Genomic DNA, 24,269 nt, shown 5'->3' on the forward strand with positions numbered 1-24,269 from the left:
GTCAGGCTCCGGTCATGAGGCTGTTGTTGACGAGGTCGAGGAACTCGTGGGGGCTCTTGCAGCGGTCGGCGTCGGTGGGCAGGGCCCACCCGCGCCGGTTCTCCAGCTCGCCGACGATGCCGAGCAGGCCCAGCGAGTCGAGTCCGTAGTCGTCGAACCGCGACTCCGGACGGCTGGCCATCTCGGAGGGGTCGACGGTGATCCCCGCGGTCTTCATCAGGGCCGCGAGCTCTTCCAGGGTCAGTCGGTCGGACATGGCTGCCTTCTCTCTTTCCTGCTTCCGGGGTGCCGCGCCGAGGACGCCGCGGCCCTGACGGGCGGGTCCCGATCCCTAGGCGGGCGATTCGGGCCCTTTTCGGAGGACGACCGCCGCGTTCGAACCCATGAGGCCCCGGCTCAGTACGAGCGCGGTCCGCACGGGCGCGACCCGGGCGTCGCCGGTCACGACGTCGAGGTCGTGGCAGACCTCGAAGACGTTCGGCGTGGGGGGTACGACGCCGTGCTCCAGGGCCATCACGGCCGCGGCGACGTCGAGGGTGCCGGCCGCGCAGTACGCCCGTCCGGTACCGGTCTTGGGGGCGGTCACGGCCACGCGGGCCCCGTGGGAGCCGAGCGCGTCGTGGATCGCCCGGACCTCGGCGGCGTCCGCCTCCGGCGTGCCCAGGGCGTCCGCGAAGACGACGTCCACCTCCTCGGGAGCCACGCCGGCCTCCGCCAGCGCGCCGCGGATCGCGTGGGCGAGGCCCTCGGCGGACTCCTCCCAGCGGCCCGGCCCGGTGAACGTCGCGGCGTGGCCGGCCAGCACGGCCCGCACCGTCGCGCCCCGGGCGGCGGCCGCGGCCGCCGCCTCGACGACGAACATCGCGCCGCCCTCCGCCGGGGCGAACCCGCACGCCTTCGAGGTGAAGGGGCGGTAGGCGCGCTCCGGGTCCTCCCGGGTGCTGAGCCCCGGGTACCCGAGCTGGCAGACCATCGAGTACGGGGCGAGCGGTGCCTCCGTCGCGCCGACCAGCATCGCCCGGCTGCCCCGGCGGATCTGCCGGGCCGCGTGGGCGAAGGCGTCGAGCCCGCCCGCCTCGTCGGAGGCGACGACCCCGCACGGGCCCTTGAACCCGCGCCGGATGGAGACCTGGCCGGTGCTGGCCGCGTAGAACCAGGCGATGGACTGGTACGGGCCGACGTAGCGGGGGCCCTGCCCCCACAGCCGTTGCAGCTCGCGCTGCCCGAACTCGCCGCCGCCCGAACCCGCGGCGGTGACGACGCCCACCGCGTACGGATCGTCCTCGTAGTCGCCCCGGCCGAGCCGGGCGTGCTCCAGGGCGAGGTCGGCCGCGGCCAGGGCGTAGTGACTGAAGCGGTCGGTCTGTACCAGGAACCGGTCCTCGACGAGGGACCCGGGCTCGAAGCCCCGGACCTCGCCGGCGACCCGCAGCGGCAGGTGCTCGCACCCCTTGCGGGTCACCCGGTCGAGGACGCTGACGCCCGACTGCGTGGCCTTCCAGAAGGCATCGGCGCCGATCCCGTTGGGCGCGACGACTCCGATGCCCGTGACGACCACCGACGTGTCGGCTTCCGCAGTACGGCTGTTCACGCGCGCACCTCCTTGGCCTGGGTCAGGACCACGGCGGACTGGAAGCCGCCGAAGCCGCTGCCGACCGACAGCACGTTGCGCAGGGTGTGGTCGCGGGCCGTGCGCGGCACGTAGTCCAGATCGCACTCCGGATCCGGGGTCTCGTAGTTCGCCGTCGGCGGCACCACGTGATGGGTCATCGCCAGCACACAGGCGGCCAGTTCGATCGCTCCGATCGCGCCGAGGGAGTGCCCCACCATCGACTTGATGGAGCTCATCGGCGTCTCGTAGGCGTGCGCGCCCAGGACCCGCTTGACGGCCGCGGTCTCGTGCCGGTCGTTCTGCTTGGTGCCGGAACCGTGCGCGTTGACGTAGTCGATCTCCGCGGAGTCGACCTCGGCCTGGTCCAGGGCCGTCCGGATCGCCCGGGCCATCTCCAGGCCCTCCGGGGTCAGCCCCGTCATGTGGTGGGCGTTGCCGAAGGTGGCGTAACCGCCGACCTCGCAGTACACCGTCGCACCGCGGGCCCGGGCGTGCTCCAGCTCCTCCAGCACCAATATCGCGCCGCCCTCACCGAGCACGAAACCGTCCCGGTCCGCGTCGAACGGCCGCGACGCGTGTGCCGGGTCGTCGTTGTTCGCCGACGTCGCCTTGATCGCGTCGAAGCAGGCCACGGTGATCGGCGAGACGGGGGAGTCGGAGGCGCCGGCGACGCACACGTCCATCCGGCCCTCCTGGATGGCGTGCACGGCGTACCCGATGGCGTCGAGACCGGACGTGCACCCCGTGGAGACGGTCTGCACCGGTCCGCGCGCCCCGGTCTGTTCCGCCACCGCCGAAGCGAGCGTGGCGGGAGTGAACGCGCGGTGCAGGAACGGCGAGGCGAGCCGGTGGTCCACGTCCCACCAGTCGCCCTTCTGGCTGACGGCGACGTAGTCGTGCTCCAGACGGGTGGTCCCGCCCACGGCGGTGCCCAGGGAGACCCCGGTGCGCCACGAGCCCTCGCCGTCGAGGGTCAGTCCGGCGTCGGCCATCGCCTCGCGGGCGGCGACCAGTGCGAACTGGATGTACCGGTCCGCCCGGGCCGCGTCATCGGGGCCCAGGCCGTGTGCGGTCGGCTCGAAGTCGACCTCGGCGGCTATCCGGGAGCGGAACCCGGCCGGGTCGAAGAGGGTGATGCCCCGCGTCGCCGTACGACCGTTGGACAGCAGGTCCCAGAAGGCGGCGGTGCCGATCCCGCCGGGCGCCACGACACCGACGCCCGTGACGGCCACCCGTCGGCGGGTCAAGAGACCACACCCGTACGCTCGGGCGGGCGCTCGGCCCACGCGGTGGCCCCCGGGTTCGGAGCCTCCTCGGTGTCCACGTGCCCCAGTTCCGGGCGCGGCGCGAGCGGGCCGAGGTGGAACACCATCCGGGCCTCGGTGCTGCCGACGTTGCGGAAACGGTGCCGCACGTTCAGCGGGACCAGGAGCCCCTGGTCGGCGCGCAGCGGGTGCGGCTCCCCGTCGAGGTCGACCTCCAGCGAGCCGCTGACCACGTACACGAACTCCTCGGAGTACGGGTGGTAGTGCTCGGCGATCGACTCCCCGGGGGCGATCAGGGCCAGCCCCATGAACCCGCTCGTCGAACCCACCGAGGTCGGCGTGAGCACGGCGCGCAGGTCGCCTCCGCGCCTGGTGTTGGGCTGCGTCTCGCTGAGATCGACGATGCGCGGGTGATGTTGCGTCATGACTGACTTCCTCCTGGCGGTGCGGAGCCTGAACGTGGGCTGCCGATGGTGGGGGCGTGCTGCTCGGGGCCGCGCGGCGGATGCCGCGACCCGTCCGGATCAGGACGGCGCCGGAGCCCGACGGTCGGTGATCAGGTCCATGGGGTGAGGAGCGCCGTCCGGCACGGCGCCGGGTTCACCGGCCAGCAGCCGGCGGAGCACCGCGGCCTTGCGGGGCCCGTCGATGCCGAACCCGGCCGCGAACCGACCGTCCGAAGGGCCGGTGACGTCCAGGAGCCGGACCACGACGTCGTCGCGCTGGAAGACGCTGCTGCTCACCACCGGGTTGGTGGGGCGCTGCGCGGCCGCCTCGTCCTGCCGGGCCAGGAAGCGGGCCAGCAGCGGGCCGCAGCCGGCCTTGGCCGGGTAGAACAGCGCGTGCCGGCGCACCTCCTGCGGCTCCCGGCGGGAAGCGGCCACGTGGTGGACCGCCGGCAGCGCCGCCCGCATGAAGAACATCCGGGCCGACTCCGGGTCGGTCAGGTCCCGCTCCTGTTCCAGGTACGGGTCCATCTGCTGCTCGACGGCCCGGATCTCGGGCTGCTTCGCCACGTGGCGCAGCGCCGCCGTCAGGTCGCCCTGCACCTCCACGGCGCGGACGACGCGGTTGCCGTACATGAACAGGGACGTGCGCAGCAGCCGGGTGTGCTCGTCGACCTGCGCGGCCGGCGAGGAGTAGGAGGACAGGATCTCGGCGACCTTCGCCTCGGTGCCCGGCTTCACCGTGAAGGTCAGCGCGTGGCGCACGACGCCCGTGCCCAGCCGGGGCGTGGTCTGGAGCCGGCCGCCGAAGCCCTTGGCGGGGGCGTCGTAGCGCCGGCCGGTCTCCTTCAGGACGGTGAACTGCATCGGCCGCATCGTCCGTACGCAGGCGCCCAGCGGGCGCACCTGCTCGGTGTGCTCCTCGCTGTTCACCCAGGCGAGGTACTGCGGGGCGCTCTCCCACTCGCTGGTGATCAGCCACTGCTCGGGGTTCTCGAACGACTGGCAGAGCTGGTCGCCGAGATGGCCGGGGACGGAGGCGATGTCGTGCCGCAGTTGCTCGTAGGCCTCGAAGAACTGCTGCTGGACCCCCTCGTGCAGGTCCATCAGCAGGACGACGCGGAGCATGGAGCCGTCGAAGGCCGACTGCGACACCCGTTCGGACAGTGTGGTTGTCATCTGCTCACTCCTTCGTGAGGGCCCGGAGTCCGGCGCGAACGCGCTCACGTGCGTCATCGGCGGCAACTGCCCGGGTCGTTTGGGGCCGGCGCCCCGCGCGATCGGGGACGGCGGGGCCGGGGAGCCACCGCTGTCGCTCATCGTCATCCGGCCGGGTACGGATCGCTACATCTCCGGATCAAGTGGGTGACAACCGGCGAATCACCACGGCATCGGGACTCATCGGGGGCATAAAACGACCACTGCCCCCAAGACGAAACAGGAGCCCGCAGCTGATGGAAGAGCATGCCGATGTTCGCGTACCGGTCCTGGTCGTGGGCGGCTCCCTCGTGGGCCTGTCCACCTCGCTTTTCCTGAGCCGTCACGGCATCAGGCACCTGCTGGTCGAAAAGCATTCCGGTACCTCCGTCCACCCCCGCGGACGAGGGATCAACGCACGCACGATGGAACTGTTCCGGACGGCGGGAGCCGAGCCCGCCATCCGTAAGGAGGCCTCCGCGCTGGAGGCCAACCAGGGAATCCTGCAGACCCACGCGCTGATCGGCGGAGAGCACAAGTGGCTGATCAAGGCGGTCGACCCCTCCGGGGCCCTCGCCCGCTTCAGCCCGACCGGCTGGTGCCTGTGCAGCCAGAACAACATCGAGCCGGTCCTCGCCGCCCAGAGCCGCGCCCAGGGCGCCGACGTGCGCTTCTCCACCGAACTGATGAACTTCGACCAGGACGCCACCGGAGTGACCGCCCTGGTCAAGAACCGCGACACCGGTGAGCACCTCACCGTCCGAGCGGACTACCTGATCGCCGCGGACGGCCCGCGCAGCCCCGTCCGCGAGGCCCTCGGCATCCGCCAGAGCGGCAACGGCGAGCTGTTCCACAACGTCAGCATCGTCTTCCGGTCCGAGAACCTCGCCGGTCTCCTCGGTGACCTGCGCTTCATCGTCTGCTACCTGATGCGCCCCGGCGCGGACGGCGCCCTGCTGCCGGTCGACAACGAGACCCAGTGGGTCTTCCACGCCCCCTGGCACCCGGAGACCGGCGAAACCCTGGAGGACTTCACGGAGGAGCGCTGCGTGGCGCAGATCCGCGAGGCCATCGGCGTGCCCGACCTGGACGTCGAGATCGGCGGAAAGGCCCCCTGGCACGCCGCCGAACGGGTCGCCGAGCAGTACCGCGTCGGCCGCGTCTTCGTCGTCGGCGACGCCGCGCACGAGATGTCCCCGACCGGCGCCTTCGGCTCCAACACGGGCATCCAGGACGCGCACAACCTCGCCTGGAAGGTCGCGGCGGTGCTGAACGGCTCCGCCGGCCCCGACCTGCTCGACACGTACGAGGCCGAGCGCCTGCCGGTCGCCAAGGCCACCAGCGAGCGGGCCTCCGCCCGGTCGGCCGAGCACAGCCACCCCGGCTACGTACCGCCCCCCACCATGGGCGGCGGCCCCGGCAGCGGCGTCCTGACCACCGCCATGGGCTACGCCTACCCGAAGGGCGCCGTCATCGGCGGCGACCGGGCACGGCCGATCATCCCGGAGAAGATGCGCCTCGCCGGCGACGTCGGCACCCGCGCCCCGCACCTGTGGCTGACCCGGGCGGGGGAGCGGATCTCCACGCTCGACCTGTACGAGACCTCGTTCGTGCTGCTCAGCTCCCCGGGCACGCCCTGGCAGGAGGCGGCCGCAAAGGTGGCGCGCGAGCTGTCCGCCCGGCTGGACGCCTGGACGATCGGCTCGGCGCCCGACGCCGACCTGGTCCAGGCACCCGAGGCCGACTGGGCCGCGCTGCACGAGCTGCCGGTCGACGGCGCCGTCCTCGTACGCCCGGACGGGTTCGTGGCCTGGCGCGCCGAGGGCGCCGCGGCGGACCCGCGGGCGGCGCTGCTGGAGGCGATGACGCACCTGCTCGCGCGGTCCTGACCGACGGCGAGGAGTCAGGCGCAGGCCCAGCACCCCGACCAGCATCCGTGGCCCGTGGGCCGCGGCGGCGGGCGGCGGTGCCGGGCCTTCCCGGTGTCGGCGGGCGGTGCGGCGACCCGCCCCGCGAGACAGGCGAACACGACCGCGATCGCGGCCAGTTCCTCGGGTTCGGCGGTTCCCCGGTGGACCCGGAGCAGGCTGGATATGGGGGCGTCGTTTCGCATCGACACGGCCTCTCAGCAGGAGAGTTCACCTGGGCCGGGCCCTCGGGGCCCCGACGCTCACGACGCTACGAGCCCCCCGACGGCCTGTCGTGCCGGGGGACTCCGTCCACACCCATCCGTGCGACACGCCCGGGCCGCCGGGGCCGTGGCGGGCCACCGCCACGGGGGTCAGCGCCGGGCGTCCTGGCGCACGCCGAGTTTCACCCACTTGGCGGCGCTGGGAACGCCCCGCCCGTCGAGCAGGAACAGCATGTAGTAGCCGGGCGGCGCGTCCGCCGCCGACGGCGGGGTCCGCAGCCCGACGACCTCGCCCCGCACCCCGGTGAGACGCAGTTCCAAGTGGCGCTGACTGGTGTTCACCGCATGGGTCACCGTCGTCGGAGCCAACAGCACGGCCCGCCGGACCGAGGCGGCGTCCGCGCTGCGCACCTCGAACGCCGTGTCGTGGGCCAGCTCGCCGCCGGGCACCCTGTCGAGCGCGGGCCGGTGGCCCCGGTGCAGGTAGGCGGGTTCGTAGAGTTCGACGCTGCCGTCCATCGCGTCCCCGATGTCGGGGTCGTTGGCGATCTGCTGGAGCTCGTCCCCGGTCACCATGACCCGGCCGTCGGGCATCACCAGGGCGTTCGAGTGGTAGCCGCGCGGCAGCCGCTGCGCCGGTCCGAGCCGCCAGTGGCCCCGCGCGTCGCGCAGTTCCGTCTGCCGGTACTTGAGGTCGGCCTTCGGGTTGAACGGCCCGTTGCCGTAGTCCCGCGTGCTCAGGGCGCCGTTGACCGTGAGCAGCGTGGCGTCCGGGAGGATCAGCGTGTCGTCCTGGGTACGGCCGAACGCCCTCGGCTCCTCGGTGTTCCACCGGCCTCCCGCGAGCCGGTAGGTGTGGGGGTCGTGCGGGTCGCCGCCGAGGACGAGCACCGAGTCCGGACCGCGGAACCCGGCCGGGAGCGGTACCGCGGAGCCGTAGCCGCGGAAGTCCGCCGGCCGCCGCGGCAGGTCGCGGCGGGTCTCCGCGACGGGGTCGAACAACCACTGTTGGTCGGCGTCCCGGCCCAGCCCGTAGACCATGCCGTTGCGCAGCGAGAACAGGTGCGGGTAGTCGTTGCGGAAGGGCGCGTCGACGCCGAACCGCTCGGCGGCGACGTCCAGCGGGATGTCGTACGGCCGCCAGGGCACCGGCAGGCGCTTGGCCGGGAAACGCTCCACGACGGGCGTGGGGGTGCCCGTACCGCGCTCGGACTGGCCCGACATGATGAGCTGGCGGCCGTCCGCCCCGGTGACCACCGAGGGGTACCAGCGGCCCGCGGCCATGTCGCGGTTGCGGTACCAGGTCTCCGTCCAGGGGTCGAAGACGAAGGACAGCTTCGCGCCGCTGCCCCCCTTGCCGCCCGTGTTGCCGCCGAACACCGCGAGCATGCCGTTCGGCAGGAAGGCGTGCCCGGCGCAGAAGAACGGCGCGGGGCGCGGGACGTGCGTGCCGTCGGGCATCAGGACGGTCGGCGGCCGGACCTCCTTGAAGGCGCGGGCTCCCGTTCCCCGGGCCGGGTCCCACAGGAACGCGCGGCCCGCGTTCGTCGGGCCGATCCGGTCGGTGGGGCCGGTCTCCTTGGTGGGGTCGGTCTCGACGCGTTCGAAGGAGAACAGCAGCACCTTGCCGGTCGGCAACTGGGCGAGGTGGACGCCGAAGTCGGGGGAGGGGAAGAAGTCCGTGAACCGGCCCGACGCCGAGGGCTCGAACCCGGCGTTGGTCCGCGCCTGCGATTCCCGCAGGGACTCCAGGCTCGCGGTGCGGGTGGCCTGTGGATACCCGACGGCGCCCCGGACGGCCGCGCGCCGGCCGGCGTGGGCGCGGGCGTGCTCCTCGCCGAGCAGCGCCACCTCATCGGCCGCGGGTTCGGCTGCCGAAGCCGCCGAAGCCGCCGAGGCCGCCGCGGGGCCATGGGAGCGGTCGTGGGTCGTCGGGAGCCGGTGGTCGCCGGGGTCGGCCGAGGCCGGGACGGCCAGCGTGGCCGCTACGGCCAGGGCCGAGAGGAACACGCCTGCGGATCGTGCGGCGGACCGGTGTGCTCGGGACACGCCTCTCCTCGGTGCGACAGCCGGGACGGGACGCCCATGCTAGAAGAACCGGGACAAACCACCCCGTCCGACGCGAGGTCACTTCGCGGGGTCCCTCACCCGGGGCTTCGGGTGTCCGCTCCTGCCGGGACCCGTGCGCCGCCCGTCAAGCCTGCCGCCCCGCCCGCGCGTCCCGGATCGCGTTCACCAGTCCGGTGACGAGCCGGGCCCGTTCGGGCATGGCGTCGACGACGAGGTACTCGTGGTCGGCGTGCGCGCCGCCCCCGACCGCGCCGAGACCGTCGAGCGTCGGCACTCCGAGCGCCGCCGTGAAGTTGCCGTCGCTGCCGCCGCCGACGGACATGCCCTCGATGCCCGGCAGCAACTCCCGCGCCACCGCGAAGAGTTCGGCCGAGGCGGACTCTGGCATCGGGGGGCGGCCGATACCGCCCTCGACGGCGATCAGTGCCCCGTCGAGGTGGGGCGCCAGCGCGGCGAAGGCGGATTCGATCCGCTCCTTCTCGCCCTGCGACTCGACCCGTACGTCGACGACGACGGTCGCTCCTGCGGGTACGACGTTGTCCAGGGTCCCGGCGGCGGCGACGGTCGGGGTGACGGTCGTACCGACCTCGGGTCGGCCGAGCGCCGCGATCTCCAGTACCTGGTGGGCCGCTTCGACGAGGGCGTTGATCCCGGCGGCGGGTTCCAGGCCGGCGTGCGAGGCGCGGCCCGTGATGGAGACCCGGAAGGTGCCGCAGCCCTTGCGTCCGGTCTTGAGGCCCCCGCCGTCGGCGGCGCCCTCGAAGACGAGCACGGCTCCGCAGGCCAGGGCCCGTTCCTCGATGAGCGCGCGGGAGGAGTGGGAGCCGACCTCCTCGTCGGCGGTCACCAGGACCTCGACGCCCGAGAGGTCGTCCAGCGCGGCCAGTCCGTGCACGGCCTGGACGAGGCCGCCCAGCATGTCGAAGACGCCGGGGCCGGTGGCGTGTCCGTCCGTGACGGTGAACGGGCGGCGCGCGAGGGTGCCGTGGGGGAACACGGTGTCGTGGTGGCCGAGGACCAGGACGCGGGGCGCACCGCCGCCCGACCAGTGGACGTGGGGTCCGGCTTCGCTCTCGACGAGGACGGCCTGGCCGCCGAGTCGGCGGTCGAGGAGGTCGGCGACCGCTTTGGCCGACGCCGCCAGCGCGTCGGTGTCGCGGGAGGGGGACTCGATCTCGACGAGTGTCCTGAGGTCCTCGATCATCGCGTCAACGTTCACGTCGGCCGGGTTCTGCGTCGTCATCCCGCAAGAGTACTGCCGGCCCGCGCGGGGCCCGGTGGGCCCGCGGCGCAAAAAAATTACCCCGGACGAATTGACGTCCGGGGTGCGTGCCTGCGTATATTCATTGTTTCACGTCATCTTCGCGAATAGGTGCACCATCATGTGCGACGAAGGCGTGAGGGAGTTTTGCAGTGGCATCGTATCGCGTCGGGAGTGGAATTGTCAAACGTGGAACATGAAAATGAGCAGCAATTCATCACCCGGCTGTACGCGCTCCTCGAAGACCGACGGGACCAGGCCGAACGCACGCTGCGCGCGGCCCTGAAGGAGGGCGGAAACGGGTTCCAGGCCCGTATGGAACGCGATGTCATCGTCGCCGAACAATCCGAGCTGCTTTCCGTACTGAACTCGGCCGAACACGGTCTCTGTTTCGGTCGACTGGAGTTCACCGACGGCCGCGACCACCACATCGGCCGCATTGGAATCAGGCAGGACGACTCCGAACGCACCCCCCTGGTCATCGACTGGCGGGCCGAAAGAGCACGCCCGTTCTACCTGGCGACCGGACACGTCCCCATGGGGCTGCGCCGCCGCCGGCACATCACCACCCGGGGGCGCACGGTCACCGCCCTGCACGACGAGATCCTCGACCTCTCCGACACCGAGCGCACCGGCCACGAGGGCGCCGACGCCGACGCCGTCCTGCTGGCGGCTCTCGACGCCGCCCGGACCGGCCGCATGCACGACATCGTGCGGACCATCCAGGCCGAGCAGGACCGCGTCATCCGCTCGCCCCACCAAGGGGTCCTGGTGGTCGAAGGCGGCCCCGGCACCGGCAAGACGGCCGTCGCCCTGCACCGCGCCGCCTACCTCCTCTACGCCTACCGGGAACTCCTCGCCAAGCGCGGCGTACTGATCGTCGGGCCGAACCCCGCCTTCCTCGGCTACATCGGGGAGGTGCTGCCCTCCCTCGGCGAGACGGGCGTGCTCCTCGCCTCTCCCGGCGACCTCTTCCCCGGGATCCACGCCACCGGAACCGACCGCCCCGGCGCCGCGGCCGTCAAGGGCCGCGCGGCCATGGCGGAGGTCCTGGCCCGGGTCGTCGCGGACCACCAGACCCTGCCCGAGAGGATCCCGGCGGGCAGCGGCGAGGACAACGACGTGGTCCCCGAGCCCGCCCTGGAGATCGACCACGACGACTACGGCACCCTCCTGTTGGACCGCGCCATCGCCCACGAAGCCCGCGACCGGGCCCGCGGCACCGGCCTGCCGCACAACCTCGCCCGCCCCTACTTCGCCTTCTCCGTCATCGACGCCCTCACCGCGCAGCTCACCGACCGGCTCGGCGCCGACCCCTACGGCGGCCCCAACCTCCTCGGCCCGGACGACGTCGCGCAGCTCGGCAAGGAGATCGCCACCAGTACCGAGGTCCACGCGGCCATCGACAGCCTCTGGCCGCCGCTCACCCCCCTCGGCCTGATCGCCGACTTCCTCGCCGAACCGACCCACCTGCCGACGGACGAGGCCGAACTGATCCGACGCACCGGGGGCGACTGGACCCCCGCCGACGTCCCGCTCCTGGACGAGGCCGCCGAACTCCTCGGATTCGACGACACCGCCCGGCGGGCCGCCGAGGAACGCGACCGGCTGGAGCGCATCGCCTACGCCCAGGGCGTCCTCGACCTCTCCCAGGGCTCGGACTCCTACGAGTTCGAGGACGCGGAGAACGAGTACCTCGCCGCCCACGACATCATCGACGCCCAGCGCATGGCGGAACGACAGGAGGAGGCAGACCACCGCACCACGGCCGAACGCGCCGCCACCGACCGGACGTGGGCCTTCGGCCACGTCATCGTCGACGAGGCGCAGGAACTGTCCGAGATGGCGTGGCGCCTGCTCCTGCGCCGGTGCCCCACCCGGTCCATGACCCTCGTCGGCGACCCGGCCCAGACCGGTGACGAAGCGGGCTGCGGCTCCTGGCGGCGAATCCTGGAGCCGTACGTCGGCGACCGCTGGGAGCGGGTGCGCCTGGGGGTCAACTACCGTACGCCCGCCGAGATCATGGAGGTCGCCGCCGCCGTGCTCCGCGCCCACCGCCCCGACTTCGAGCCGCCGCGCTCGGTGCGGTCCACGGGAACACCGCCCCGGATCCGCGCGACGGACGACCTCACCGCCGGCGTGACCGAGGCCCTGCGCGCGGCCCGGCCCGCCGAAGGGCGCCTCGCGGTGATCGCGCCGCGCCCGCTGCACGCCGCGCTGGCCGCGGCGCTGCCCGGCGTACGGGTGGGGGAGGAGCCGGACCTGACCCGGCCGGTGGTCCTGCTCGACCCGCGCCAGGCCAAGGGGTTGGAGTTCGACACCGTGATCGTGGTCGAGCCCGCCGACTTCCAGCCGAGCGACCTGTACGTCGCCCTCACCCGGGCCACCCAGCACCTCGACGTGGTCCACACCGGCCGGCTCCCGCAGGGCCTGGCCGACCCGGAACCGACGGTGTAGGCGCCGACCGGCCACCGCCATGCGGGGGAGTGGCCGGTTTGCCGCGCCTTCGGCGGCCGGGGCTCTCGTAGTGTGGCGTGATGGTTGTAGTAGACATCAGGACCGCCGCGCGGGACTTCGACGCCGACCCCCACTCCTTCTACGCCGAGCTGCGCGCCGCCGGGCCCGTGCACGAGGTCAGCGGCATGGCCATGGTGGCGGAGACGAACTGGCTGGTCGTCGGCCACGAAGAGGCCCGCCGGGCGCTGAACCACCCCGACCTCCTCAAGGACTGGCGGACCTCCGGGAGGTACCCGGAGCTCGTGGCCACGTCGGCGGGCACCAACATGTTGGAGTCCGACCCGCCCCACCACACCCGCCTGCGCCGCCTGGTGGCACGGGAGTTCACCGCCCGGCGGGTGGAGGCGATGCGCCCGCGCGTCCAGCAGATCACCGACGAACTGCTGGACGCGATGGCCGCCCGCCCCGAACGGTCCGCCGACCTCATCGAGGCGCTCGCCTTCCCGCTGCCGATGACCGTGATCTGCGAACTGCTCGGCGTACCCGACCTGGACCGCGAGCGCTTCCGCCAGTGGTCCAACGCCGTCGTGGCGCCCGTCGCCCCCGACCCGCACTCGACCGTCCAACAGGAACTGGGCGCCTACCTCGCGGAGCTCGTCGAGGCCAAGTCCAAGGCTCCGGGGGACGACCTCCTCAGCGCCCTGATCCGCACCCGCGACGAGGACGGCGACGCGCTCTCCCCCGACGAACTGATCGGCATGGCCTTCCTGTTGCTCATCGCGGGCCACGAGACCACCGTCAACCTGATCGCCAACGGCCTGCGGGCCCTGCTCGACCACCCGGCCCAACTGGCCGCCCTCCGCGCCGACTACGACGGCCTGCTGGGCGGCGCCATCGAGGAGACGCTCCGCTACGACGGCCCGGTGCAGAACGCCACCTACCGGCACGCCGCCCGGGACGTGGAGCTCGGCGGAAGCGTCATCCCCGCGGGCGCCGTGGTCTTCGTCTCCCTGGCCGGAGCCGACCGCGACCCCGCCCGCTACCCGGAGCCCGACGACTTCGACATCCACCGCGCCCCGCAGGGCCACTTGGCGTTCGGCCACGGCCTGCACTTCTGCATCGGCGCCCCACTGGCCCGCCTGGAGGGCCGCATCGCCCTGCGCGGCCTGCTGGAACGCTTTCCGGACCTGGCCCGTGACACCTCCGCCGCCCCCCTCGAATGGCTCCCCGGCATCCTGATGCACGGGACGACCCACCTCCCCGTGCGCTGGTAGTCCGGTCCCGACCACCACCCCCTGCGCAGGGTGAACGGCGGCCGCCGCGGACCGTTTTGGATCGGTGCGGGATCCTCACTACGATCCGGCGATGATCACAACCAAACGGCTGGCGGCCGCGGCCTGCGGCCTGCTCGTCGCCCTCAGCGCGGGGCTCCTCCCGACGACCGCGGCCGCGGCCGACGGACCTCGGAAGGAACCGCCCAAGGTCGAACTCGTCCTCGACGTCAGCGGTTCGATGCGGGCCACCGACATCGACGGACAGTCCCGGATGGCCGCCGCGAAACAGGCCTTCAACGAGGTCCTCGACGCGGTCCCCGAGGACGTGCGGCTCGGCATACGGACCCTGGGCGCCGGCTACGCGGGCGAGGACAAGGCGCTCGGCTGCAAGGACACCGCGCAGCTGTACCCCGTCGGACCGCTGAACCGCACCGAGGCCAAGACCGCCGTCGCCACCCTCGCCCCCACCGGCTGGACCCCCATCGGCCCCGCCCTGCTCGGCGCGGCCCAGGACCTGGAGGGCGGCGACGCCACCCGCCGGATCGTCCTCATCACCGACGGCGAGGACACCTGCGCCCCGCTCGACCCCTGCGAAGTGGCCCGGGAGATCGCCGCGAAGGGCATCCACCTCGTCGTGGACACCCTCGGCCTCGTCCCGGACGCCAAGACCCGCGCCCAGCTGACCTGCATCGCGGAAGCCACCGGCGGCACCTACACCTCGGTGCAGCACACCGCCGAACTGTCCGGCAGGGTCAGACAACTCGTCGACCGCGCCGCCGACCCCGTCGTCACCCCGGTGGCGACCGAGGGCGCTCAGCGGTGCGAGAACGCCCCGAAGCTCGGGGCCGGCCTCTACTCCGACCGGGAGACCTTCGGCGAGCACCGCTGGTACCGGGTCGACGTCCGCCCCGGACAGGAACTGCGCGCCTCCGTGAGCATCGGCGCCGACCGCGCCGTCAACCGCGACTACGGGATCCTGCTGCGCGCGACGACCGTCCACGGACGGGAGATCGTCCGGGGGTCCGAGTCCGGTGACGGCCGCACCGACGTCATCTCCACGGGCCTGCGCCACCCCAAGGCCACCCTGGACGACGCCGACGGCGACGCCGCCGACGCGCCCGAAACCGTCTGCCTCCAGGTCAGCAACTCCTTCTCCGCCGGACCCGCCGTCAAGACCGCACAGGGCATGCCCGTCGAGCTGACCATCGACGTGGTCGACGGCCCCGACGAGGCGTCCGACGTCGCCGCCTTCGGCCTCGGCCGCGGCTGGTGGCCGCTGGCCGTGCTCGCCCTCACCGGCCTGCTCGCGGGCCTCGTTCGGGGCTGGATCTCGCGCTGGCGCATATCCGTCCGGAGGACCAACTGATGCGTACCGCAGGTATCTTGACCACAGCCCTGCTGGCCGGCCCGGCCCTGGTCGGTGCCGCCGCCCCGGCCACGGCGAAGGCACCGGCGACCGCGACGCCCAGCCCCGCCCCGAGCGGGAGCGGCGACACCGCCGGCCCGACCGAGGCCGGTACCGGCTTCCGGACCGCGACCGCCTTCCGGCCCGGCCAAAAGGCCACCGCGGCCGCCTCCACCGGCGACTACCTCTACTGGGTGCTCCCGGCCGACGCCGGGCAACAGGTCACCGTACGCGCGTCGGTGACCCTGCCCGAGCCCGCGCTGCGGCACGGCACGGCCACCTGGCAGCTGGACGTGTACGACGGGTTGCGCCGCCGCCAGGCCTGCGCCTACGGGACGCAGACCCGGGCGGTGGCCAAGGAGGCCGGGGCCGCCGAACTCTCCTGCACCCTGCGCACCGTCCGCGCCGGCGCGGAACCCTGGGCCAACGACCCCCTCCCGGGCAGTTACTACGTACGCCTGACGGTCGTCGGCCTGCCCCAGGACGACCTGGGCCTGCCGGTCCGCGCCCAGGTGGAGGCCGACGTCAAGGACGTCGGCGGGGCCGTGGCCGTGGACGCGACCCTCGCCGAACCGCTGGTCCCGGGCATCGCCGGCGCCTCGCAGGAGCAGCGCGCGGCGCGCGCGCCCGAGGACGGCTGGGCCGGCGGCCGGTGGTCCGACCGCTGGATCTGGACGGCCGCCGGCGGGGTGCTCGCCGCCCTCGCGGGCGTCTTCGGACACACCCTCACCCGGGGCTCGGGCCGCCCCGGGGGCTCCCGTCCCGCCGCCTGAGCGGACGCCGCCGCGCCCCCGGGCGCGGCGGTACCCGACCAGGGAGTTGATCACCGGACACGGAGCGTGGGCTATGTTGGAACACGAGTGACGTGAGAAGGAGGCCCGCCGGTGTCATCGGGGCAGCAGGCACGCGCCCAGGCGGCTGCGATCACGCCGGGCGGACGGGCGCCGGAGCAGGTCAGGCCGCCGGCCGACCGTCTCCTCGCGCTCTTCGACGGGCACCGGCTCTCCCCGGGCCAGCGACGGATCGCGCAGTACCTGATCGACCACCTCACCGAGGCGGCGTTCCTGTCGATCACCGAGCTCGCCGAGCGGGTCGGGGTGAGCCAACCCTCCGTGACCCGCTTCGCCGCCTCCCTCGGATTCAGCGGCTACCCGGCCCTGCGCGACGTCCTGCAACCGATCGCGCTCAGCGCCGTCGCGGGCACCCCGGACAGCCGGGAGCAGATCCGCCAGAACGAGCTCCAGGCGGCCGTGGACGCGGAGATCGAGAACCTGGAGAACGTGCGCCGGCTGCTCGCCGACACCAACCAGATGCTCGACATCGGTCGCGAGCTGGCCCGCTCCGTCCCGCTGACCGTGCTCGGCCTGCGGATCTCCGTCTCCCTCGCCGAGTACTTCGCGTACGCGGCCCGCCGCATCCACCCCGACGTCCGCCTGGTCACCCGGGGCGGCAGCGTCGCCTACGACGCCCTGCTGCAGTCCCGGGCCGCGGGCGGCAGCTGGGTGCTGGCCTTCGCGATGCCCCGGCACGCGAACGAGACCCTCGCGGCCCTGCGGGCGGCCCGCAGCACGGGCCTGCGCGTGGTCCTGATCACGGACCCGACCCTGGGCCCCCTGGTCGACGAGGCCGAGGTGGTCCTGACGGCCGGTACGGGCTCGCGGCTGGTCTTCGACTCGTACGCCGCCCCCGGCATGCTTTCGGCCGCCCTGCTCCAGGCGATGGCCGACGCCGATCCGGAGCGGACCCAGGCCCGGCTCGAACAGTACGAGCAGGTCGCCGACCAGCACGGTTTCTTCCTCTAGGGTCCGGTCGGACCAAAAATATTCAGTGCCGGCAGGTGCATGAAATTTTTCATACCCTTGCTTACTCGACGGTATATATGTTTACTGACGGCGGCGCTCCGGATCCATCAGATGCCAAGGGTGACGTCCCCACGTCCCCCTCGAACGGACACCCTGTACACCGCTCCTCCTCACGGTGCGACCGGGTGTCGAGTCAGGCTTTCGGATCCCGCAAGGCGCCCCGGCGGCCTCGGTCAACCCCTGGGCCGAGGCCGCCCCCAGCACTGTCTCGATCAGAGTTCGACACCCCTCGGAAGTGACGAGAATGCCCCAGACGGCCACCCTCACGCGCAGCCCGGACTGGCCCCTGCAGGTCAAGAGCCCCGGTACGCACGACTGGGAACGCACCGCCACCCGATGGCTGCGCGACCTCCTCCCGGCCCGCTACGGCGGCTATCTGACCCTGACCCGTCACCACGCCCTCCTCGCCCGCCACGTGCAGCTCCAGCTCCAGCACGAGATGCGGGCCGTGCGCGTCGCCCTCCACACCAGTCGGGCGGAGCTGCCCATGATGGGCATGGCCGAGACGGTCATCGAGAACACGATCCGGATGTACGCGATCGAACTCGAACAGCTCGGCCGACTGGCACGGGGCGTGCGCCTGGTCTCCGAGGCACTCCTCGTCAACACCCCCGCGCAGCGCAAGCGCTAAGCGGACGGGACGGCCCCACGGCCCCACCGCCCCGGGCCGTCGCCGGTCAGTCCTGGCAGAGGCCGCGCGTCCAGTCGTACGTGGCGGTGGCCTGCGAGTAGCGCCACTGGGGTGCCAGCAGGCCGCTCGCCAGCTGACGCGCCGCCGCCGGGCTCTCCACGACGTAGCCGAAGTCCTGGAGCCAGGACGGGTAGAGGTTCTTCGAGCCGATGTAGAAGGCCGAGTCGTCCACCGAGACCAGCTTGTGGTGCTGGGCGTACGGCTTGCCGTCCGCCCAGGTCGCGCTGTCCGAGGAGCGGAACGTCGCGAGCTGGAGGTTCTGGCACATCGCGGCCTTCGACCGGCCCTCGTCGCCGGTCAGCGCCGTCAGTCGGCCGCGCAGGGCGTCGCTCACCTCGTTCAGGGACTTGATCTGCGAGTAGCCGTTGCTGCCGACCGGCCCCCGGTTCGCGGGGTCGCTGACGACGATGCGGACCTTGACCCCCGAGGTGAGCTTCCGCGCGAGCGCGTCGTAGAGCCGGACGTCGTAGCGGGGCAGCGGCGGGCAGGTCGCGTGGACGTCCTGCTGGGAGATCTCGATGTGCTCGGTGGCGCTCGCCACCAGCGCGCGCAGGGCGCTCTCCTCCGGGTTGACCGTGTCGTAGTCCCGGTCGGCGTTGGTCCGGTCGGGCAGACCGATGCCGCACCTGGTGTCGGGGGCGGTCGGCAGGACGGGGCGGAACGTCGAGGACGGGTCGTTCTGTCGGATGCCCACGCCCAGACCGCCGACGGCGAGGACGGGTACGTCGCCCCCCGTGGCCGGCGCGGCGGGCCGCGGCAGCGTGGCGAGGCAGCCAGCGTCGTTCGACGAGGCGAACCAGGCGGCGCTCCAGCCCCAGTTGCCCTTGTTGCGACAGGTCCAGTCCCACAGGGTGTCCAGGTATCGGCCGGCCGAGCCCGCGGCGGGACCCGACAGGGCGAGGTCGACGTCGCTCACCGGGTGGGCGGTGTCCAGGTAGGCGTCCTTCCAGCTGTTGATGCCGCCGGTGATGACCGACCCGCCGTCCACCACGACCAGCTTCGAGTGGTTCCAGGAGAACGCCGTCTTCGAGGTCGTCATCGACGCCACGTTCAGGGTGATGTTCGCGGCGTCCGGACCGAGCCGGCCGACCAGCTCGTCGCGGTACGCGGACGGCAGCACCGTGGCGTGGTAGATCGGCGCGGCGCCGACCATGACGCGGACCTGTAGCCGGTTGCCGTTGCGCGAGGCCTCCTTCAGCCCGGCCACGATCGCGTCCTGGAAACCGCCGTCCGGGAAGGGTGCCAGAGTGGATATGTCGACACTCTCCCGAGCCTGGGAGATGTCCTCCCGCGTCTTGTCGAGCAACCTGCGGGTGCCGGGGCGATCCGCGCAGGACGGGTCGCCCCAGCAGCCGGGCGTCTGGAGCAGCCAGTCGGCGCCACCGGGCGCGGAGGAGCCCAGCCGGTTGCCGGCGGTGCGCTCCCACACGGATCCCTCCAGGCCGGGGGAGACCTGGCGCAGGGTCTGCTCGATGGAGTCCAGGTGGGGCGTGGGCGCGTCGGAGGCGAAGGCCGGAGCGGCGGGGAGGAGGGCGGCGGAGAGGGTGAGGGCGAGGGCCGTCGTGCGGACGGTGCGGGCCAATGTGGTTCCTTGCTCGGGGGGTGGCTCTGCCGGGCGGCAGGGTGCAACCGGACCCCCCGGCCTTGATCAACTCGCGCAAGTTACCAGCCCGTAGCCCTGTGTTCACCCCGGTGGGTCTGCTTCCGGCCACCCCCCCCGAGCGGCTTCCGCACGGCTGGTCCATTCGGATGGGACTCGCTGCCGCGCGGTCGGGCGCCGGGACAGCCGGGCGTCGGTTGCCTACCTTCTCTCCTTGTTCCCTCCCTTTCGAAAGGTGGATCCATGCGATCTGTCCGTTCCGTCCTCACGGTCCTTGCCACCGGCGCCCTCCTCTTCGCCGGCGCGTCCGCCGCGAGCGCCGACGTGACCGTGACCGTTCCGGAAGGCCCCAGCTACAACCTCGTCTTCGGTGACTGGCTCCAGTTCGCCGCGGACGACGTCTTCAACGCCGGTCACGACAACACCGTGGGCTCGAACAACTGACGAGGCCGCACCGGCTCCGGCCGGTCCCGCACCCCGGGTGACCGGGGTGCGGGACCGGCCGTGCGCCGTTCACAGCCAGGGGATCTGCTCGGCCCCGTACCGGTAGGCGCGGAACACCGAGTTCTGGGCGCCGCGCGAGGACTCCAAACCGGTACCGTCGCTGAACGCGCCGAACTCCGGGACGACGAACTCCCACACCACGTCCCCTTCCGGCGTCACCTCGAAGAGCCGCCCGAAGGAACCCTCGGCGATGAACGTGTTGCCGTTCGCCAGCCGCTGCGCACTGGACATGTACGGGCTGTAGAAGTTCTGCGGCGGGTTGTCCTCGTACGCCCACACCTCCTCGCCCGTGATCGGATCCAGCTCCAGCACCCGCGAGTACGGCACGGAGGTGGTGTCGCGGTACGTCCCGTTGTCGAAGACCAGGACGGTGCCGCCCGGCAGCTCGTGCGGATGGTGTTGCTGCGCCAGCACGTCGGGGCCGATCCGCCAGCGCACGGAGCCGTCCGCCCGGTCGACGGCCACCGTCGTGGACGCGCTGCGGAACCCGATCACGACGCCGCCGTCCGCGAGTTCGTTGACGGTGTTGGCCATCGGCCAGTGCTCACGCGCGAAGTGCGGGTTGAGCGCAACCTCCTCGGGGTCGAGGTGCTCGATGGCGGCCCAGCGCCACACCGTCTCCCCGTCCCAGGTGAGTTCGTACACCACGTCCCCGTAGATCACCCCGCCGGCGGCCTCCGAGCCGGGGACGCCGCCGCGGACGCGGGCGGCGTCGGCCGGTGACAGCGGCTCCACCACGGTGATGAGCAGGTTGCCGTTGCGCAGCACGGAGGCGTCGTGGTGGTGGAAGGGGTGCCGGACCTCGCGCAGCACGGTGGAGTCGGGTGCGAGCTCCTGGAAGATGCCGCCGTGGTAGACGTCCCAGATCGGGAAGAGGGTCGGCCCCGAGGTGTCCTTGGCCGCGTAGAAGAGGTTGCCGTTCGGCAGCAACTGGGCCTGGCGGCCCGGCGGGTGGGGGGACTTCCAGGTGTGCGCCGGGCGGCCCTCGATGTCGACGAGGTGGATCTCGCCGTTCCCGGTGATCGGGGTGTAGAGGGTGTAGCCGCCGTGGCTGCGCTCGGGATCGTGGGCGCGCAGGCCGGTCCCGCGGCGGCGCAGCGTGTTCTGGTCGACGGTCATGGGGAGCTCCTGAGGTGGGTGTTCATCAGTCGTGGGGCGGTGTGAGGGGCGGTGTCACCGTCAGCCGACGGTGACGGCCGTCGGGTCGACGGTCTTGAGCGGGCCCGGACGCAACCGGCCCAGTAGAGCGTTCCGGTCGGCGTCGCCGGGCAGGGACTGGGTGGCCTTGGCCCAGGCGGCCTCGTGCGTCAGCTGCGTCAGCAACTCGGCGGACAGGCTCGCGCCGTAGGTGTAGCGGGGCTGGAAGGCGTCGACGTACGCGGCCTGGAGGGCGCCCTTCGACTGGGCCACCAGGGCCGCCCGGGCGGCCGCCGGGTCGGCGGTCGATGCCTGCTGGGCGCGCAGCACCGTACGCAGGACCGCCGTCACGGCCTCGTCGCTCGCGGCGGGGCCCGCGACGAGCAGGGTCCGCGCGGTGTATCCGGTGAAGGGGAGTTCGGCGTAGCGGCCGCCGAGCGCGGTGCGGGCCGCTCCGTAGAAGCTGGGGAAGGTGACTCCGGCGTCGACGTCCCCGCGCGCCAGCGCCGCCGCGACCTGGTTGGGGGCCAGGTTGACGACGGTCACATCGGCCGCGGTCAGCTGCGCCGAGACGAGCATCCGGCTCAGGGCGTACTCGACGTTCGTGCCGCGGGGGACCCCCACCTTGCGGCCCTTCAGCGAGGCGAAACCGCTGATCCCGCGGTCGGTCGCGGACAGCAGCCGCCAGTCGGAGAACCGCGACAGGTCGGCGACGATCCGTACGTCGCGCCCGCTCAACGCGGCCGTCACGGCGGGCAGGTCGCCCACGATCCCGAGCTGCGCCTGGCCGCCGAGCACGGCGTTCAGCGCGTCGCGGCCGGTGAACAGGGTGGTGACGGTGGCGTCGACTCCCTCGGCGGCCCACAGGGCGCGCTCCTCGGCGATGTGGACGGGGGCGCCGCCCAGGTGGTCGCTGCCGGCCACGGTGACCGCGAGGCGCCCGCCGGAGGTCGAGGGGGCGCCGGCCCCGCCGGCGCAGGCGGTGGCGAGCGCGCACAGCAGGGAGGCCAGGAATACGGCGGCCACCGCGCGGGTTCCGGGAACGGATCGGGCTGCGGGCATGGTTCGGGTCCTTCCGAGGGGGAGTGTGGAGCGGCGTGGATCGTCGCGGCGCTCAGCCGGCGCCGAGTCGCCGGGCGATCAGCGCGCGCAGGTCGGGGTCGGGCGGACCGGGCGTCACCGCGTGGTCGGCCAGGACCCGGCCGGGGGAGCCGCCGAGGACGACGACCCGCTCGGCGAGGGCGAGCGCCTCGTCGATGTCGTGCGTCACGAAGAGGACGGTGGTGCCGCTGCGTCGCCACAGCTCCCGCAGCAGGCCCTGCATCCGGGCCCGGGTCAGCGCGTCCAGTGCGCCGAACGGCTCGTCCATCAGTAGGACTTCGGGACGCGCGGCGAGGGCGCGGGCCAGTGCCACGCGCTGTTGCATGCCTCCCGACAGTTGCGCCGGGTACTTCTGCGCGCCGTCGGCCAGCCCCACCTCCTCCAGCGCTGCCAGGGCCCGCTCGCGACGCTCGGCCCGGCTCAACCCGAGCCGCTTGAGAGCGAATTCGACGTTGCCGCGGGCCGTGCGCCACGGGAACAGCGCGTAGTGCTGGAAGACCACGCCCCGGTCCGGACCCGGACCCCGTACGGTGTCCGGTCCGGCCGTCACCCGCCCCGCGGCCGGGCGGACGAAGCCGGCCACCGTGTTCAGCACCGTGGACTTGCCGCAACCGCTCGGCCCCAGCAGCGCGGTGAACGAACCGGCGGGGAACTCCAGGTCCGTGGGTTCCAACACCGGGGTGTCGCCGTAGCCGACCGACAGTCCCTCCAGTCGCACCGTCAGGCTCATGACGCGCTCCAGTGCACGAAGCGGCGACCCACGGCGGCGAGCACGAGGTCCGCGGCCACCCCGAGCAACCCGAGGACGAGCAGCCCCGCGAACATCCTGTCCACCCGCAGGAACTGTCCGTCCACCTGGAGTCGGTACGCCAACCCCGCGTCCGCGCCGCCCAGTTCGGCGGCGACCAGCGCCAGCAGCGCCACGGACGCGCCGTAGCGCAGCGCGGCGAGCAGGGCGGGGGCGGCCGCCGGCAACAGCACCTCGGTGAAGCGCCGGTGCAGTGGCGCCCCCAACGAGCGGGCCGCCCGCAGGTGGGATACCGGGACGCGGGACACCCCGTCGTGGACGTACAGCCAGACGGCGAGCAGGACGGCGTAGGCGATCAGCAGCCTCTTCGCGCTCTCGCCGATCCCGAACCAGGCCGTAGCCAACGGGACGAGCGCGATCGCCGGGATCGGCCGGAGGAAGGAGACCACCGGGGTCACGGCCGCCGACAGCCGGGGCAGGTAGCCCGTCGCGAAGCCCAGCGCGCCCCCGATCACCGCGCCGAGGGCGAAGCCCTGACCGGCCCGGGCCAGACTGGCGCTCAGGTCGGTGGCCAGCACCCCGCTGCGGGCGCTGTCGACGAGCGCCGCGACGGTCTCGACGGGGGTGGGCAGCAGCCCCGGTGCCACCGCGCCGGACCAGGCGGCCAGTGACCAGAGGGCGAGCACCGCGCCGGCCGCGCCCAGGGCGGGCCCGAGCCGGCCGAGGGCCCGGCCCACGGGTGAGGGGGTGGCTTGCACGCGAGGACTCCTTCGTTGATAAGTGAGGTCAATAATTGACCACGCTTATGAACGGGGTGTTGCAGCGGTGCGAAACCTCCCGGGGCCTCCCGGGCGAAGATCGGCGATGGGGTACGTTCACCAGCGTGTCTCGACCCGAACCCACGCCCGAAGCGATCGAGGTCGGGCGGGCGATCCGCGGCTGCCGCACCGCCCGCCGCGTCTCCATGGCCGTACTGGCCACCCGCTCGGGCCTCTCGCAACCCTTCCTCAGCCAACTGGAACGCGGACTCGCCACGCCCAGCCTCAGCTCGATCTACCGTATCGCCGAGGCCCTCGACGTGGCGCCGGGAACCTTCCTGCGCCGCCCCGACCGGCCCGGCGTCGTCAGCCACGAGAGCGATCCGCAGGTCATCCGCGTGAGCGAGGCCGCCGGGCAGATCGCCCGGGTGCTCATCCCCGGTGGGAGCAGCGGGCTGATGGAGGCCTACGAACACCACTTCGAAGCCGGCCGGGGCGAACGCGGCTGGTTCGAGCACCCCGGCGAGGACTTCCTCTACGTCCTGGAGGGGGAGATCGTCCTGGAGGTCGAGGGCGAGGAACCGCTCGTCCTGCGCGCCGGCCAGAGCGCCCACCACCGGGGCGAGATCCCGCACCGCTGCGGACTCGGCGGGCGCACGGCGCCGGCCCGTACCCTGCTCGTCATCGCGAACGGATAGGCGGGGCGGGCGCGTTCGGCCGTCCGGACGGGCGCGTGGCGCGCGCCGTCCG

The 24,269-nt window shown here is 72.9% G+C and carries 22 protein-coding genes; 9 read left to right on the forward strand and 13 right to left on the reverse strand.

The annotated features are described in order from the left end of the window. Position 1: 1 nt before the first annotated feature. The 5 genes from ACZ4XJ_RS13440 to ACZ4XJ_RS13460 form a co-directional block, all read right to left on the reverse strand. Positions 2–256 carry an acyl carrier protein gene (locus ACZ4XJ_RS13440; protein ID WP_362877783.1) on the reverse strand — a complete coding sequence of 85 codons (255 nt, stop codon included), beginning with the start codon at positions 254–256 and terminating at the stop codon, positions 2–4. Between the two features lie 75 nt (positions 257–331). Continuing rightward, on the reverse strand, positions 332–1,591 hold the full coding sequence (locus ACZ4XJ_RS13445) for a beta-ketoacyl synthase N-terminal-like domain-containing protein (protein ID WP_362877782.1): 1,260 nt from the start codon (positions 1,589–1,591) through the stop codon (positions 332–334). After that, complete coding sequence (locus ACZ4XJ_RS13450; protein WP_468496247.1) at positions 1,588–2,859, reverse strand: beta-ketoacyl-[acyl-carrier-protein] synthase family protein; 1,272 nt, start codon at positions 2,857–2,859, stop codon at positions 1,588–1,590. The genes ACZ4XJ_RS13445 and ACZ4XJ_RS13450 overlap by 4 nt, the downstream gene beginning before the upstream one ends. Next, complete coding sequence (locus ACZ4XJ_RS13455; protein WP_362877780.1) at positions 2,856–3,302, reverse strand: cupin domain-containing protein; 447 nt, start codon at positions 3,300–3,302, stop codon at positions 2,856–2,858. The genes ACZ4XJ_RS13450 and ACZ4XJ_RS13455 overlap by 4 nt, the downstream gene beginning before the upstream one ends. A 99-nt stretch (positions 3,303–3,401) precedes the next feature. Further along, entirely contained in the window at positions 3,402–4,502 is a 1,101-nt protein-coding gene (locus ACZ4XJ_RS13460) for a SchA/CurD-like domain-containing protein (protein WP_362877779.1), read from the reverse strand. A 275-nt stretch (positions 4,503–4,777) separates the two neighbouring features. On the opposite strand from ACZ4XJ_RS13460, the gene ACZ4XJ_RS13465 reads away from it, so the two are divergent. After that, the gene (locus tag ACZ4XJ_RS13465; RefSeq protein ID WP_362877778.1) at positions 4,778–6,409 is read left to right on the forward strand and encodes an FAD-dependent oxidoreductase; all 1,632 of its coding nucleotides are present in this window, start codon (positions 4,778–4,780) and stop codon (positions 6,407–6,409) included. A 14-nt stretch (positions 6,410–6,423) separates the two neighbouring features. Here ACZ4XJ_RS13465 and ACZ4XJ_RS13470 read toward each other — a convergent pair whose 3' ends face one another. From ACZ4XJ_RS13470 to ACZ4XJ_RS13480, 3 genes are all read right to left on the reverse strand, one after another. Then, complete coding sequence (locus ACZ4XJ_RS13470; RefSeq protein WP_362877842.1) at positions 6,424–6,633, reverse strand: acyl-CoA carboxylase subunit epsilon; 210 nt, start codon at positions 6,631–6,633, stop codon at positions 6,424–6,426. Positions 6,634–6,801: 168 nt separating this feature from the next. Next, positions 6,802–8,661: a galactose oxidase-like domain-containing protein gene (locus ACZ4XJ_RS13475; RefSeq protein WP_468496248.1), complete on the reverse strand. Its 1,860-nt coding sequence runs from the start codon at positions 8,659–8,661 to the stop codon at positions 6,802–6,804. Positions 8,662–8,845: 184 nt separating this feature from the next. After that, positions 8,846–9,964, reverse strand: coding sequence for a M20 family metallopeptidase (locus ACZ4XJ_RS13480; protein WP_468496249.1), 1,119 nt, complete (start codon positions 9,962–9,964; stop codon positions 8,846–8,848). Positions 9,965–10,162: 198 nt separating this feature from the next. Here ACZ4XJ_RS13480 and ACZ4XJ_RS13485 point away from each other — a divergent pair, with 198 nt between their 5' ends. The 6 genes from ACZ4XJ_RS13485 to ACZ4XJ_RS13510 all read left to right on the forward strand — a co-directional run bounded on the left by ACZ4XJ_RS13485 (position 10,163) and on the right by ACZ4XJ_RS13510 (position 17,611). After that, positions 10,163–12,439 (forward strand): HelD family protein, encoded by a 2,277-nt coding sequence (locus tag ACZ4XJ_RS13485; protein ID WP_468496250.1) that lies wholly within the window; start codon positions 10,163–10,165, stop codon positions 12,437–12,439. Positions 12,440–12,519: 80 nt separating this feature from the next. Next, positions 12,520–13,713 (forward strand): cytochrome P450 family protein, encoded by a 1,194-nt coding sequence (locus ACZ4XJ_RS13490; protein ID WP_468496251.1) that lies wholly within the window; start codon positions 12,520–12,522, stop codon positions 13,711–13,713. Between the two features lie 91 nt (positions 13,714–13,804). Then, positions 13,805–15,079, forward strand: a complete 1,275-nt coding sequence (locus tag ACZ4XJ_RS13495) for a VWA domain-containing protein (RefSeq protein WP_468496252.1) — start codon at positions 13,805–13,807, stop codon at positions 15,077–15,079. After that, positions 15,079–15,891: a hypothetical protein gene (locus ACZ4XJ_RS13500; protein ID WP_468496253.1), complete on the forward strand. Its 813-nt coding sequence runs from the start codon at positions 15,079–15,081 to the stop codon at positions 15,889–15,891. The genes ACZ4XJ_RS13495 and ACZ4XJ_RS13500 overlap by 1 nt, the downstream gene beginning before the upstream one ends. Before the next feature lie 111 nt (positions 15,892–16,002). Further along, positions 16,003–16,920 carry a MurR/RpiR family transcriptional regulator gene (locus tag ACZ4XJ_RS13505; protein WP_362877772.1) on the forward strand — a complete coding sequence of 306 codons (918 nt, stop codon included), beginning with the start codon at positions 16,003–16,005 and terminating at the stop codon, positions 16,918–16,920. 304 nt (positions 16,921–17,224) lie between these two features. Then, the gene (locus ACZ4XJ_RS13510) at positions 17,225–17,611 is read left to right on the forward strand and encodes a hypothetical protein (RefSeq protein WP_362877771.1); all 387 of its coding nucleotides are present in this window, start codon (positions 17,225–17,227) and stop codon (positions 17,609–17,611) included. Between the two features lie 46 nt (positions 17,612–17,657). Here ACZ4XJ_RS13510 and ACZ4XJ_RS13515 read toward each other — a convergent pair whose 3' ends face one another. Next, entirely contained in the window at positions 17,658–19,253 is a 1,596-nt protein-coding gene (locus ACZ4XJ_RS13515; protein WP_468496254.1) for a phospholipase D-like domain-containing protein, read from the reverse strand. A gap of 261 nt (positions 19,254–19,514) precedes the next feature. Between ACZ4XJ_RS13515 and ACZ4XJ_RS13520 the strand changes: the two genes are divergently transcribed. Next, on the forward strand, positions 19,515–19,715 hold the full coding sequence (locus ACZ4XJ_RS13520; RefSeq protein ID WP_362877769.1) for a hypothetical protein: 201 nt from the start codon (positions 19,515–19,517) through the stop codon (positions 19,713–19,715). Between the two features lie 69 nt (positions 19,716–19,784). Here ACZ4XJ_RS13520 and ACZ4XJ_RS13525 read toward each other — a convergent pair whose 3' ends face one another. Genes ACZ4XJ_RS13525 through ACZ4XJ_RS13540 form a run of 4 tightly spaced genes read right to left on the reverse strand, consistent with a single transcriptional unit; the run spans position 19,785 to position 23,519 of the window. Beyond that, positions 19,785–20,894 (reverse strand): aryl-sulfate sulfotransferase, encoded by a 1,110-nt coding sequence (locus ACZ4XJ_RS13525; RefSeq protein ID WP_362877768.1) that lies wholly within the window; start codon positions 20,892–20,894, stop codon positions 19,785–19,787. Between the two features lie 60 nt (positions 20,895–20,954). Continuing rightward, the gene (locus tag ACZ4XJ_RS13530) at positions 20,955–21,974 is read right to left on the reverse strand and encodes an ABC transporter substrate-binding protein (RefSeq protein ID WP_468496255.1); all 1,020 of its coding nucleotides are present in this window, start codon (positions 21,972–21,974) and stop codon (positions 20,955–20,957) included. Between the two features lie 52 nt (positions 21,975–22,026). Next, positions 22,027–22,743 carry an ABC transporter ATP-binding protein gene (locus tag ACZ4XJ_RS13535; protein WP_362877766.1) on the reverse strand — a complete coding sequence of 239 codons (717 nt, stop codon included), beginning with the start codon at positions 22,741–22,743 and terminating at the stop codon, positions 22,027–22,029. Continuing rightward, entirely contained in the window at positions 22,740–23,519 is a 780-nt protein-coding gene (locus tag ACZ4XJ_RS13540) for an ABC transporter permease (RefSeq protein WP_383988091.1), read from the reverse strand. Before ACZ4XJ_RS13540 ends, ACZ4XJ_RS13535 begins: the two co-directional genes overlap by 4 nt. Before the next feature lie 125 nt (positions 23,520–23,644). Between ACZ4XJ_RS13540 and ACZ4XJ_RS13545 the strand changes: the two genes are divergently transcribed. Further along, positions 23,645–24,217: a helix-turn-helix domain-containing protein gene (locus ACZ4XJ_RS13545; RefSeq protein ID WP_362877764.1), complete on the forward strand. Its 573-nt coding sequence runs from the start codon at positions 23,645–23,647 to the stop codon at positions 24,215–24,217. Positions 24,218–24,269: the final 52 nt, after the last annotated feature.

Source organism: Streptomyces sp. NPDC029836 (assembly GCF_055574495.1).

Excerpts from the sequence above, each read along its gene's own strand:
- ACZ4XJ_RS13440 (WP_362877783.1), bottom strand. The coding sequence starts at position 256 with ATGTCCGACCGACTGACCCTGGAAGAGCTCGCGGCCCTGATGAAGACC.
- ACZ4XJ_RS13455 (WP_362877780.1), bottom strand. The coding sequence starts at position 3,302 with ATGACGCAACATCACCCGCGCATCGTCGATCTCAGCGAGACGCAGCCC.
- ACZ4XJ_RS13460 (WP_362877779.1), bottom strand. The coding sequence starts at position 4,502 with ATGACAACCACACTGTCCGAACGGGTGTCGCAGTCGGCCTTCGACGGC.
- ACZ4XJ_RS13465 (WP_362877778.1), top strand. The coding sequence starts at position 4,778 with ATGGAAGAGCATGCCGATGTTCGCGTACCGGTCCTGGTCGTGGGCGGC.
- ACZ4XJ_RS13470 (WP_362877842.1), bottom strand. The coding sequence starts at position 6,633 with ATGCGAAACGACGCCCCCATATCCAGCCTGCTCCGGGTCCACCGGGGA.
- ACZ4XJ_RS13480 (WP_468496249.1), bottom strand. The coding sequence starts at position 9,964 with ATGACGACGCAGAACCCGGCCGACGTGAACGTTGACGCGATGATCGAG.
- ACZ4XJ_RS13490 (WP_468496251.1), top strand. The coding sequence starts at position 12,520 with ATGGTTGTAGTAGACATCAGGACCGCCGCGCGGGACTTCGACGCCGAC.
- ACZ4XJ_RS13495 (WP_468496252.1), top strand. The coding sequence starts at position 13,805 with ATGATCACAACCAAACGGCTGGCGGCCGCGGCCTGCGGCCTGCTCGTC.
- ACZ4XJ_RS13500 (WP_468496253.1), top strand. The coding sequence starts at position 15,079 with ATGCGTACCGCAGGTATCTTGACCACAGCCCTGCTGGCCGGCCCGGCC.
- ACZ4XJ_RS13510 (WP_362877771.1), top strand. The coding sequence starts at position 17,225 with ATGCCCCAGACGGCCACCCTCACGCGCAGCCCGGACTGGCCCCTGCAG.
- ACZ4XJ_RS13520 (WP_362877769.1), top strand. The coding sequence starts at position 19,515 with ATGCGATCTGTCCGTTCCGTCCTCACGGTCCTTGCCACCGGCGCCCTC.
- ACZ4XJ_RS13525 (WP_362877768.1), bottom strand. The coding sequence starts at position 20,894 with ATGACCGTCGACCAGAACACGCTGCGCCGCCGCGGGACCGGCCTGCGC.
- ACZ4XJ_RS13530 (WP_468496255.1), bottom strand. The coding sequence starts at position 21,974 with ATGCCCGCAGCCCGATCCGTTCCCGGAACCCGCGCGGTGGCCGCCGTA.
- ACZ4XJ_RS13535 (WP_362877766.1), bottom strand. The coding sequence starts at position 22,743 with ATGAGCCTGACGGTGCGACTGGAGGGACTGTCGGTCGGCTACGGCGAC.